Annotated in this window: 9 protein-coding genes; 4 read left to right on the top strand and 5 right to left on the bottom strand. The window is 36.6% G+C overall.

Annotation, left to right across the window (positions count from 1 at the left end; translation table 11 throughout):
• The 4 genes from DB41_RS01565 to glgC form a co-directional block, all read right to left on the bottom strand.
• Positions 1-1,132: hypothetical protein (locus DB41_RS01565; RefSeq protein WP_039383593.1), on the bottom strand; the 1,132-nt coding region annotated here is incomplete at its 3' end.
• A 1,572-nt stretch (positions 1,133-2,704) separates the two neighbouring features.
• Complete coding sequence (locus DB41_RS10500) at positions 2,705-3,490, bottom strand: tetratricopeptide repeat protein (protein WP_162180899.1); 786 nt, start codon at positions 3,488-3,490, stop codon at positions 2,705-2,707.
• A 240-nt stretch (positions 3,491-3,730) separates the two neighbouring features.
• Positions 3,731-4,483, bottom strand: coding sequence for a metallophosphoesterase (locus tag DB41_RS01575; RefSeq protein WP_039383595.1), 753 nt, complete (start codon positions 4,481-4,483; stop codon positions 3,731-3,733).
• A 15-nt stretch (positions 4,484-4,498) separates the two neighbouring features.
• Positions 4,499-5,845, bottom strand: a complete 1,347-nt coding sequence (gene glgC / locus DB41_RS01580; RefSeq protein WP_052243787.1) for a glucose-1-phosphate adenylyltransferase — start codon at positions 5,843-5,845, stop codon at positions 4,499-4,501.
• A 1,131-nt stretch (positions 5,846-6,976) separates the two neighbouring features.
• On the opposite strand from glgC, the gene DB41_RS01585 reads away from it, so the two are divergent.
• Positions 6,977-7,708, top strand: a complete 732-nt coding sequence (locus DB41_RS01585) for an ABC transporter substrate-binding protein (protein WP_162180900.1) — start codon at positions 6,977-6,979, stop codon at positions 7,706-7,708.
• A 45-nt stretch (positions 7,709-7,753) separates the two neighbouring features.
• On the opposite strand, the gene glgP is transcribed toward DB41_RS01585, so the two are convergent.
• Positions 7,754-10,312: a glycogen/starch/alpha-glucan family phosphorylase gene (gene glgP / locus DB41_RS01590; RefSeq protein WP_039383596.1), complete on the bottom strand. Its 2,559-nt coding sequence runs from the start codon at positions 10,310-10,312 to the stop codon at positions 7,754-7,756.
• A 745-nt stretch (positions 10,313-11,057) separates the two neighbouring features.
• Here glgP and DB41_RS01595 point away from each other — a divergent pair.
• The 3 genes from DB41_RS01595 to DB41_RS01605 form a co-directional block, all read left to right on the top strand.
• On the top strand, positions 11,058-11,252 hold the full coding sequence (locus tag DB41_RS01595) for a hypothetical protein (RefSeq protein WP_039383598.1): 195 nt from the start codon (positions 11,058-11,060) through the stop codon (positions 11,250-11,252).
• Positions 11,253-11,282: 30 nt separating this feature from the next.
• On the top strand, positions 11,283-11,909 hold the full coding sequence (locus tag DB41_RS01600; RefSeq protein WP_155117535.1) for a hypothetical protein: 627 nt from the start codon (positions 11,283-11,285) through the stop codon (positions 11,907-11,909).
• Positions 11,910-12,250: 341 nt separating this feature from the next.
• A partial coding sequence (locus tag DB41_RS01605) for a hypothetical protein (RefSeq protein WP_039383601.1) occupies positions 12,251-12,484 on the top strand: 234 nt, incomplete at its 3' end.

Consider the following 12,484-nt stretch of genomic DNA (forward strand, 5'->3'; position numbering starts at 1 on the left):
GTTTAATGTTAATAGAGGTGCATAAATTATCAATAATTTTTTCAGTTAATTCCCCTTTTGCTAACTTTACAAGAGTCTTAGCGACAGTTGTCCAATTTTTACTATCAACTTTAAAATCATGATCAATTAAAGCTATACTTCTTCCCTCCTCTGAGGCCTCAGGTTGTAATAGTAAATTATCTAAATTATTTGATCTTTCAGGATGCATGCGATCTGTATTATGTAATAATACGTCTAAAAAGATCATTGCTCCTATATCCAATAAAATTTTCTCTTGCGTTAAGGCTTTCATCAATTCATCTACCGGCAGTTCAGCAAAAGTTGTGCCTGGAACATACTTCATTACCATTATATGTTGAGTACTTTCTAGCTGATATTCTAGTTGCCTAATTCTCTCTCCATAGATTTCTGCTTCTTGGCTATCTTCTGCCAGGTCATGCTTTTCTCTTAAATCATTTAACGCCAAATCCTCTAGCTTCTTTAAAGCTAGTTGTCCTAACTCTGATTCTCTAGGAAATGCAGTATAAAGAGGGGTTGAAAAATTTAGCCTTCTATAAAAATGATCAGCAATCAGATGTGTGGTAGGATGGGGCATTAATTTTAGAGCAAGAGGAGCCTCACTATAATCGGTATGATGTAGAAAATATATTCCCGTCTGCCCTGCTGTAGAGCGTAGAATTTGAACAGTTTCTGGTAGTGTTCTTGCTAACTCTCCAAGGACAGCTCGATGATTCATAGCTATCTCGATAGGTAGCTTACTTCCAATAGAAGAAGAGCTAAAAATGCTAAAAAACTTTTTGGAAAGAATTGTTGTTTCTTTTGTGCTAAAAATTCTGTTTATATTCTTCTGCGTTTCAATTACTTGATCTTCGCTCAAATATGGGGGTAACTTACTAATAAAAATTCTTATGATTTTTTCATGAGTCAGTTTTTTAAAACTCGAGGAAACTTCCTTCTCACGACCTAAGGCAATTTCATTATCGCGGGGTTTTAAGTAAATATACTTTCTTCCATCTTTTTTGACAGCTTCCTGTTGACTATCTAACATTTGGCCAACAAGGGTATTCCAGCCCTCTAGAGATAAGGTATCAAGGTTGGCTCTGACAAATGGGCTACGCGAACTATCATCCATAGATAACCATATTAAATTAATATTAAGATACTATGTTTACAAAACTATTATAAAATTATTTTTAAATAAAAAGCATTAACTTAGTTTATTAATTTGTAATTTTTTAATTATTTTAAAAATAAATAATTAATTATTAATATATTGTTTTATCAGTAGCAAAAGAGTGAAAAAACTAGGGAATATTAGAAAATTACAGAAAGAATTAAGCCGGTAAAGCAAGGGATATGATTATCATTCTTTTCCTTAAGAAGGATGGGTAAATGAATGCCCATAGGCCAAATAGTGTTTTTATTGTATTTAAGAAGCTTGAAAATCCAAGGAAACGACGGAACCAAATTTGTAGTTTGTTCGCCATCGTTACCTTTAGCATCTTAGCGATTTTATGTGGTGACGATGAGGGGGTGTTGATCCATTGATGGGCATCTTACAATCTATCTTGGCTGCAAAAGCATGGAATTTGCCTAGTAGGCGTGCATAACATTATAGGAAGGCTTTTCCTCTATGTTTTTGCTAGGACATTGAAAAGGGGTTTCATGGAATATACCCCACATATTGCTAAGGTGTCAAAGGAGTGTGGCTATAGAGGACAAAACATTAAGGGGCATCTTAAGATACTGCTTGCGAAGGAAAAGCTATTCACAGGGTTGGGGCGTTTGCATCAGAAAATAAGCTAATACTGGGCTAGCTTACTATGGATACACAGTCAAACGAAATAACTGCCATTCCCTTGTTATTGAATATGCTTGATATCAAAGGAGCTGTAGTTACTATGGATACAATTGGATGTCAAAAGGCTATAGCTAAATAACTTCGCAATCAAGGAAGCTATTACTTACTCACCGTGAAAGGTAATCAAGGGAATCTACATGCAGAAACCAAAATTTTTTTGATCAAGCTATAAAGGTAACACCTAAAGAAGCGAGTTACGATTATCCTTCGATTGAAGAAAAGAGTAGGGAGCGTTTTGAGAAGCGAGAAGGTTGGTGTACTCATAAAGGTGTACCCATAAATTAGATTGGCTGCCCCAAAAGGGGGGTAGATTTGAAGGCGCTGGTCTGCATGAGAAGCGCTAGGCGTATTAAAGATAAGACATTTATAGAGGCTATATACTCTATTGCAAGTGAAAAAGCTAGCGCTAAAAAGCATGAGCTTAAGGATACATTTGCATAGTTCTATAAAGAGGAGGGTTCATTGTTAGATGCTCTTATAAAGAAGATAAAAGCAAAATCTATAAAAAACCACCCTCTCGCAAATCTATCAGCGTTGAAATATTGTACACTGGGATTTATTAAAATCTCATGCAAAAACAAAAGCTAAGAATTAAAGATAAGAAAGAAAAAGCTGGATAGGAGCAAGATTATAGAATGGAAATAAAGCCTTCCTGCAATTTCTCTCAAGGGCGGTTAAAGTAATAGGAAATTAAAAAATATTAGAATTAAGTATCCTAACTTTCGTAAATAATTTTATTTAATTTTATCCTGAATTGCTTAACATAAGAGAGGGGAATAATGAGCAGCTAGCTGTTATCTCTGCTTTTTAGCATTCCCTTTTCCCTCTATTTCAAGTTCACCTTTATGGACAGTTTGTCGTTTGTAAACTTTCTACTTTTTGAGAAGCATCAAGAAAACCTTTTTCAGCAGCTTTTAAATAAAATTTTAATGCTTTTTGAGGGTTTTTTTCTGTTCCAATCCCTTTTTCATAATAACGAGCAAGCATGTAATTGATTCTAGGATCTTGCATGCGCTTATTATGCTTGGCAGCCTCATGCATGTAAGAAAATGCTTGCTCTAAGGAAAGAGTTGTACCCTGTCCATCTTCTTTCATAATAGCTAGGCAACAAAGAGCTAGGGGGTGCTGAAATTGGGCGGCACGCTCATACCAAGCAAATGCTTGCGTATAATCTTGGCCAAAGAGCCCAGTTCCTTTTGCGTAGCCTTGAGCGATAGAAATGAAAGCTTCTTGGCGCTCTTCTTCATTCGCCTCGATGTCATGCCCTTTAATATATTGTATATAGCGGGGATCTAAAAGATCCTCACGACTGCAAAAATAATGAAGCTCATTATTTTCCTCGGCACAATTAGTACGGTAAATCACAAAATTTCGATCAAAATGTTTAGGAGGTGAAGTTAAACTGCTCAACTGATCGTTCCAGACATATTTCAAAAAAAGGTTAGCGTCGTAAACCTGTATGTTCTGAAATTCGTCTTGGCTGAGCACTATAAAATAATCTAAATTCATTGCATGATTTTTAATTACTAAATCTTTTAGTGAAAGAATAGAATGAAAAAATTCAGGTTGATCTAAAGAGATTTTTTGAATGCCAAAATGAGGGGGCCTTAGGAACACGTTTGGATGCATTAAAAAGCTTGCTTTTGCAAAATAAGAAGCCCTGGGGGCTGCAGATGATCTTTCTATAGATGAAAAGAATGTCATGAAGAATACCTTTTAAAATTTAAAAAATTACAAATATAAATATTAGCAATACCTTTCCAAATTATTTAATGCCTCAATTAAGAGCGTTGGGGCGTATCAGAATTTTGAAAGCATTAAGAAATTTTACTTTAAAGTCTTATAAAGAAAGAAGGGAATGGTAAAAATTTAGCTGTAAATTAGTTTAGGAATAAAATCAAGGTAATCCCCTGAAGTTAAAATGTAACGAATCTGATTTTTTTCACCGAATAAGGACAGATGTTTTTTCACATTATGTAAATGACCGAAGAGGCAGGTGTTGACATGATATTTCTCTAATAGCTGGGAAACGGCTGAGTCTTTGAGGTCGGCACTAATAGGGGGGTAATGAGTCATGGCTATACGAATGGAAGCTTGAGGATTAAGATTTTTTAGACTACTTTCTAAGCGCTGTAATTCGCGCTGAAAAATCTTTTCAGCTTCTGCAACCTTGTCACTTTTTTCTAGCAAAATTTTTGCGTAAGGATTTTCTTTAAATTCTATATAAGCGTTAAAATCATAAGCGCTGCTGTCCCATAGTCTACTACCGCCAATAGAATATCCTTCCCAGTGGAAGGCATTGTTTTGGATAAGATGGATAGAGGGAGGGAGAATTTTTTCTATTTTAGTAAGAGACCTCCACCAATAATCATGATTCCCTTTGATCATCACTTTGGTGCCAGGAAGTTCATGAATCCATTTTAAATCTATAACAGCATCTTCTAGTTGGATGGCCCAGGAAATATCGCCTGGAAGAAGAACCAAATCAGAAGGTTGAATACAATTGAGCCAATTCTTTTTAATTTTCTCGGTGTAATTTATCCAAGGCTCTCCGAAGACATCCATTTTTTTCTCAGGCGTGCCAAAAGCAAGGTGTAAATCAGCTAGAGCCCAAACTGCCATTAAAATTACTTAAAGTTATAGGGTAAAACCATCGGGAATGCAGGCCCCGCGAGGGACAATAATAATGCCATCGCGTATAAAAATTTCATTACTGTTATAATGAGTGAGCTTATCTGCATTATTTAAACATACATTATTGCCGATACAGGCATGTTTGTCAATGATCGCTCGTTCAATCAAGCAATTTTGCCCAATTTGATAATTTTTTGATGTTTGATTGTCTTGCATGGGGGAACGGTAATGATCATTACCGAGAATGTAACAATCTTTGATGACAGTGCCCGTGCCTACTTGAGTACGAGGCCCTAAGATACTATGAAAAACTTCTTTAGCTTCAATTACGGAGCCTTCACAAATAATAGATTGTTGTACTTTTGTATTGTAAATTTTAGCAGCAGGAAGATTTAAACTATTTGTGACTAGCAGATGTTTTTCGTCATACCAATTAAACTCTGGCTTATCTTCCGTAAGGGCTAGATTGGCATGATAGTAGGATTCAATTGTTCCAATATCTTCCCAATAGCCATCATAGAGATAGGCAGCAGCGTTGCCATTTTTAATAATGTTGGGAATTAAATGTTTTCCAAAATCTTCACGCATATCGGTAAGAAGAAGTTTTAAAAGGGCTTTTCTTTTAAATAGATAGATACCCATTGATCCTAGGCAAGCACCATCTTTATTATTTTTAAGGTGAAATTTTTTAAGGGTACTTTCGCTAACTTTAAACGTTTTTATTTGTTCTTTATCTGTAGGTTTTTCTACAAATTCTGTAATACGTTCATTATGATCAATTTTTAGGATTCCAAAACGGCTAGCTTGGCTCTCTTCGATAGGCAGGGTAGCAATGACTACATCTGCATTGGTCCGTTGTGCAACTTGCATCATTTTTTTGTAGTCCATCTGGTACAGCTGGTCTCCGGATAGTATTAAAAAATAATCGATAGGAACATCGGTTAAATATTCAAGGTTTTGGCGAATAGCATCGGCTGTTCCTTGAAACCAGGCTTTAGTATGAGGTTTTTCTTCCACTGACAAAACTTCCACAAAGCCAGCCGTGAACGTGCCTGGTCGATAAGTTTTAAAAATATGATCGTGTAAGGTTTTAGAAAGAAACTGGGTAACAATAAATATTTTATGGCACCCAGAATGAATAGAATTAGACATGGGCACATCAATAAGGCGATATTTACCACCAAAAGTAACGGCAGGTTTACAATCAGAACGTGTAAGAGGGTAGAGACGAGAGCCTTGCCCTCCACCTAAGATAATGGTCGCTACACGGCTCATATCACATGAGAGTTCAGCAGGCGTATGGTGGGTTTTCGGATGTTGCCCTAAATGATTTGCTTGTAAAGTGGCCATATTATTTCTCCTAAAAGTGACTTAACCGCACTTTAAATAAAGAGTATAATTACATCAAGAAATCAATTTAATTTTGAAGAGTTAAGCCTTGCCACACTGCCCTGAAGGCTATAATTGAGGAAATATTTTTATTTAGATTAAAGGATTTTTTTTATTAAAGGAGCCTTGCAGCAAATGTTCATCCTAGCTTTGCTCCCTCTCTTTTTGAAGATAGGGTTTCCTGCATGAAAGTAGCTTGACAGGCGTTTAAAGGTTCAAAAGTGCTGACTCATTCCTAAAAAAGTAAGGAATTATAACGATGAAATAGTACGCTTGAAAAAAAATTCGTAACCAACAGCATTTGAGGATACAAACTAGCTTTTTTCTAACCTCCAATAAGGAGAATAGCTGAGGGGAGAGAAAAAAATATTGAGGGTGGAAACCCTGCGGGTAGTTCCTTATCCTCCTTTGAGGAATTAAGCGCCATGGCAAAAAAGAAAGCCTGGACTAGCGATAGCGCACCCCATGAAGAACAGTAGTCGGGGCGATGAAAAGAGAGAGAGCTTACCAGGTAGGAAAATCATTCAAGCTATTGTATATCTGTCTTTTACATATATTAATCACGTTACAATTGTCATCTTTAAAAAAGAAGATAGAAAGTTTGTAATCATTTAAAGAAAAGAGACCCAAATGCTTGAGCAAAAAAAAGCATTTTTGGCACGGGCAAAAAAGCCTACAGACCTTACAAGCCGTTTATTATGTTTTTTTTAAGGAATCTTCAATTCACCCTAAAAAGGGCTTGGCAAAATCTTGACTTTGCCCAGAGCGTAATTTTTACGCCGCTGCCGTTAGATAACCTTAAAATCTTGTCATTAGCATTATAAAGCCGATCTGGAGAAACCACAAGCATTTAAAAAAGTTGCTAATATGTTACAAAAGGAATAGAGGCCAGCTGATTAATTTTATGGATTTATTTATTGAGCAAAATCTGCTAAGATCTGCGGTTAGCACTTAAAGAAAATAATTTTCTTAAATAGCACTGGGGTTCGGACTATAATTAACAAGTACTGACATATCTAAGTGGAATCGACTAGTTTTTTAGCTTATAAAAATTTAATACGTATCTTTGTTATTCTTTTATTAGGAACCTTGTTGCTCATCGGGATCCGAGCTGGTTGCTTTTTCTCAAAACATTTATCAAGCTCTCAAAGCATAGTTATCGCACGCCATATCAATTGGAATGATTTTGATTTTACTGGCAAAGAACTGAACGTCCAAGCCTTTGCTGAAGAGCTAGTGCTTGCTGCTGGTAAAGAAGCAAATTTAAGTATTCAATTTGTTCCTGCTAACCCTAATACTCTTTTAGAAGATCTTAGGGCGGGAAACTATGACGCCGTCTTTACTTTTATGGTACCTAATAGCCTTAATCGCCAAACCTATATTTTTTCCCATCCTTTATATGAATTAGGTTCCGTCCTTGTCGTGGATGAAAAATCTGATGCTCATCGCTTAGAGGATATGGACGGTAAAATTGTTGGTATCATTGCGGGAACTTCTTCCATTTATGACGTATCCCGTTATCCTTCTATTATCTTGGTAACCTATGAGAGTATGAACGCAGCTTTAGAAAATCTTAAAAACGACAAAATAGATGGTGTCATTATGGATATATGGCATGCACAAATGATGATTCATAGTTTTTACGATAATAAGCTAAAAATAGCCACAGGGCCTTTATCCCATCAAGGCCTTCGTTTAGTATCCTTAGGTCGTCCTAAATCCGAAGAATTTATTAAATTTTTTAATGAGGGGCTAGCTCGCGTTAAAGAAAAAGGTTTGTATAAGCAGCTTATACAAAAATGGGGCCTTTATGATAGCCCCTAAATTTAAAGAGCAAAATAATAAAAGAATTGTATGAATGAGAAATGGCTAACGTCCATATTGCCTATATTCATGTTCTACTCTTCTTAATATTTCAGGATCAGTAGGACAAGGGCTTAAGCCCCAAATTTTTTCGCAGTAATTTTTAATGGAAACATCCGTAGAAAATTTGCCCATCCCTGCTATATTGTGAATCGCATACTCTGCCCAAAGCAAAGGATTATCGTAAAGAAGCTCTACTTTTTTTTGTGTTTCAAAATAACTTTCTAGATCCTTTAAAATAAAATAATGATCGGCTCCTGACCCATAAAAACCTTCTAGAAGTATTTGAAATATCCCATTAAAAGCTTGATGTTCTTGCTCATTATTAGCAAACGTATGATCTCGCAAGGTATTTAAGGCTGCTTGGATGGAAGTGTTTTTATTATAAATTTCTTTAGGATTGTAAGAATGCTCGAATTGCATTTTTTCTATCTCAGCCCTCGAAGCACCAAAGGCAAAAGGCCACCACTTCTCAGTAATAGATTCTTTCATTTCTATATTTGCCCCATCATCTGTGCCTATGGTTAAAGCTCCATTGATGGCCAATTTCATGTTACCTGTACCAGAAGCTTCCGTACCAGCTGTAGAGATTTGCTCGGATAGATCGGTAGCAGGAATAATAATAGCAGCTCGCGAAACGTTATAATTCTCAATGAACACGACTTTTAAAAAACCTGCTACGGCAGGATCCTGGTTAATCTTGCGGGCGACAGCATTAATGAGAAGAATAATATTCTTGGCCAGATCATAGGAGGCGGCAGCTTTTCCTGCAAATATGCATACTCTTTTTATCCTTTGATGTTGAGGATTTTTTAAGATTTCTTGGTAGGTCATAATGATATTTAAGATGTTCATCAATTGACGTTTATATTCATGAATACGCTTAATTTGAACATCAAAAATAGCATCGGCTTCAATCAGGGGAGAGGGCATAACTAGTTCGCCTTTTTCATTGCGCTGCCTATTATTTTCATTAAGAAATTCTATTAACTGCTGTTTGTTTCTTTTTTTGATAGCCAAAAATTCTTCTTGGCTAGCCTGCTCGCTAGCAAAGTTAGCCAGCTCTCCTATGCTGGCAAAGTCCGTGATCCAGCCATCTCCAATGCGTTTAGTAATAAATTTAGAAAGTTCAGGATTGCATTCTAATAGCCAACGACGCTGAGTTACCCCATTGGTAACGTTAAAAAACTTTTCAGGAAACATCTCATAAAAATCTTTGAAGACCCGGGTTCTTAAAATTTCTGAGTGAATTTCTGAGACCCCATTGACTGAATGGGAGCCGATAACAGAAAGATTTGCCATGCGAATGCTTTGATTTTCTATGATAGACATGCGTCTTACCTTATCTTCATCACGAGGATACTTACTACGCACGGTATTACAAAATTCTTGGTTTAGCCTTTCAATAATCCGTAATTGTCTAGGCAACAGGTAGTTAAATAGATCTTTATCCCAGACTTCCAGAGCTTCGCTAAGTACAGTATGGTTGGTATATCCGGTACAAGCTTGTGTCATTTCTACCGCTGTTCTCCAAGGTAAGTCATGTTCTTGGATGAGCATGCGAATGAGCTCTGGAATTACCATGGCCGGGTGAGTATCATTAATTTGTATACGTACTTTATCAGCAAACGAGCGAAAGTTTTGATGATGAGCCAGATAATGACGAACAATATCTTGCAATGAGGCAGAAACAAGCAAAAACTCTTGCTTTAAGCGTACCCTTTTACCGGTTTCGTGATGATCGCTAGGATATAATACATCTGTTAAAGCGGAATTTTCAGCTGCTTGGTCTAAGCGACCGGCATTATAGCGTTGTAGCTGGAAATTGCGAGGAGATTCTTTAGTCGTCCATAAACGTAAAGTTACGACAGAGTACTTATTATCTTTGGCATATCCTACGATAGGATAATCGTAAGGAAGAGCCTGCACTTCTTCAAAGTCTTTTAGTTGGTAAATATCATCGCCATGAATATTATGTAGAGCAGTAGTATTTCCACAATATTTAACATGCACACGGCGAGTATCGCGGCGAAATTCCCAAGGATTACCACTGATTAGCCAGCAATCAGGGGCTTCCACCTGAGCACCATTCCAAAGTTGTTGCTCAAAAATTCCATATTGATACCTTAGCCCATAAGCTTGAGCCGGATAATTTAAAGTAGCCAATGAATCTAAGAAACAGGAAGCAAGGCGTCCTAAGCCTCCATTTCCTAAACCAGGATCGGCTTCATGGTAGATAATTTCGTTGTAGGAGCGATTTAGTTTTTGCAGTACAGCTTGTACAATTTCTAAGGCTCTGAAATTGGTGACTCCATTATTTAAAATCCGTCCGGGCAGATACTCCATAGAAAGATAGTAGAGCATGCGGGTATCTTGCCTATTTTGTGTTCGGACCCCTGCTAGCCAACGGATCATTACCTCTTCTCGAAGAGCATAGGAAAGGGCGTTATAAATTTCATCTGCATGAGCATCTTCAGCAATTCTACCGACGGTCGTGATCAGGTAGTGCTTGGTTTTATTTACAAGATTATCGACGATAGTATCTGTATCAATAGAGGCTGTCATAATGGATCTCCTTGGCTAATTTTAGCGTATATATTATCAACTTATTTTTTGATAAGTCTTTTGCAAAAATATTTACGCCTGCCCTGTAAAGTAAGGCTTACAGCTTCCCAAAATAAATTTTTCTAAGTCTTTAGTGTGAACGGATAACCACCTCTTTTCCCCTTAAGATTAGTCTTTAAAACAAAAATATTTTTAATGTTTTTTAGATTTTACAGGCTTGAATCTAGAGCTAAAATCTGATGAGTTTGCCTTTTATTAAAAAAGAGTAGAGAAAATAAATGGAATAAGCCTGGTGTCTTCAAGTTGCTTTCTCTTTCTTAAGGTATAAGCCTCTTTTTATTAAAAGCTTAAAGGGAAAAGGCGCTTTTTTTCTTTTTCTTCTTTATAGATCGTAAAAATATAACTTTTGTTTAAATTATTTCACCGACACTCCTACTAGGTCTTTGCATAAGTTAGAATCTTCCATTGGCTACTCCGTCTCTTAAAGTTAATTAAAATTAGCTAATAAGGTGGCTAAATAAATATTTAGATCCTCCTTAAGCTTTTTTTCACTTTTCTTAAAAAAATTTCTTTTCCTCCTTTAAAGCATAGAAGCTTAAGGGAAATTTATCCTTTCTAGATCTCTTTTAACTTTCCCCATTCAAAAAGCTTTTTAATCCTCTCCTCAAGTAGTTGGCATGAAACCTGCATTATCCAAAGGCAAATTGCTAAAAATCTAATTTCTAATAGGAAAGAGGAGAGTCTTATGAGTCATCCTATAGGCCCCCATTCTTCTTCGTCTTCTGAGCCCTTGCAAATAAAGAGCCTAAAAAGACCTAGAGAAGTTGACGAGAAAGGAAAAGAGAAGCAATTAGACGAAAGAGTAAGTACAATTTTTGTAAATCGAGTTAAGGAAGAAATTGAGGCACATCCGCAGTTTAAAGCTCATCTTTATAACTAGCTGCAAATGGAAGAAGGGGATAGTGAGTCTTTGGCAATATTTCAATTTGCTAAAGAAATTTTTTCTTTGAAACTCAGGCCTGCAGGCCCTTTAGATAGCAACCCCGCCACTAACCGTCAAGTTGTCCTCAATACCGATAAATTTATTCCTAGCTTAACAAGGACGGCTGCGCAAGAGGATTGGCTTAAATTTTCTCATCTTCAACAGCTGATAGGCGAGATGGATAAATACAACAATAGGAAAGATGACATCTCAGCCAGCGAATTATCCTCTGCTGTGAAGATGCATGCTGAAACGCGCTTGCTGCTTTTTTTTCATCTATCTGTCGCTTTCTTCAAATCCAAAAGTAAAATTGAGCCACGTGGAGCAAAATTTCAACTATATCAGGGTTCTGAAGCGCAGGGTACGGAGGCTTGCCATCATTCATTATTTCCAGAAATTAAAGACAATTACTTAGAAAAATTAAAACAAGAAGCTCTTGAAGTTGTGCGCCAGGAAAGAAAGGGAAGAGAAAATATTTCACCTACTTTAATCTTAAAATTATTGGCTCTTGGCATTCCTGGAGAAGCTCTTCAAGAAACTTTAAAGCAAATTATAGATAAGAAGAGGGGAGCTGAAGAGGGCATTAACAAATTATGGGATGAATTTTTTCCCTAGCGCCCTTCCTTATTTAATGAAAGAAGTAAGTTTTACTATTTAAATAATCATACTATAATAGCTCCGGCCACCCTTAATAGAGTGGATGATATCATTGAAAAAAATGTTCGGGAATCGGCCAGAAATAAATTACAAGAGATATCATCAGGAAAAGGTGTCATCCGTCATGGTTAGTGACCCAGGGTCGGCAGTTTTAGTGACCCACCCCCTCGTCACCTTTAGTGACCCACCCTAGCTACCAAAATTTTTTTCTTTATTTCTCTTAAACTGCATAAATCTTCATGGGACAATCTTTTTTAATCTTGTCCCGAAAAGGAGATTTTATGCCAAGGAAGAGAAATATGGTAGAATTACAACAAGTCATTTTTCGACTAAAATTTAAGCAAAGCATTCGCTCTATTAATCGCGATACCGGTATTCATCGTACGATTATCCGTAATCTCAATAAAGTTGCAAACAACAGCGGGTGGTTATCTAACGATAGATCTATCCCCTCTGAGAATGAAATTCACCAGGCTCTCGTAGCTTTTGATTTAAAAAAACCTTCAAAATCGCATGGCTTAGATCCTCTTAAG

It is taken from the genome of Neochlamydia sp. TUME1, from assembly GCF_000813645.1.
GTDB lineage: Bacteria > Chlamydiota > Chlamydiia > Chlamydiales > Parachlamydiaceae > Neochlamydia.

What these genes read in the sequence shown, in the direction of transcription:
- glgC (WP_052243787.1), bottom strand. Translation starts at nt 5,845, where the DNA reads ATGGCCACTTTACAAGCAAATCATTTAGGGCAACATCCGAAAACCCAC.
- DB41_RS01575 (WP_039383595.1), bottom strand. Translation starts at nt 4,483, where the DNA reads ATGGCAGTTTGGGCTCTAGCTGATTTACACCTTGCTTTTGGCACGCCT.
- DB41_RS01595 (WP_039383598.1), top strand. Translation starts at nt 11,058, where the DNA reads ATGAGTCATCCTATAGGCCCCCATTCTTCTTCGTCTTCTGAGCCCTTG.
- glgP (WP_039383596.1), bottom strand. Translation starts at nt 10,312, where the DNA reads ATGACAGCCTCTATTGATACAGATACTATCGTCGATAATCTTGTAAAT.
- DB41_RS10500 (WP_162180899.1), bottom strand. Translation starts at nt 3,490, where the DNA reads ATGCATCCAAACGTGTTCCTAAGGCCCCCTCATTTTGGCATTCAAAAA.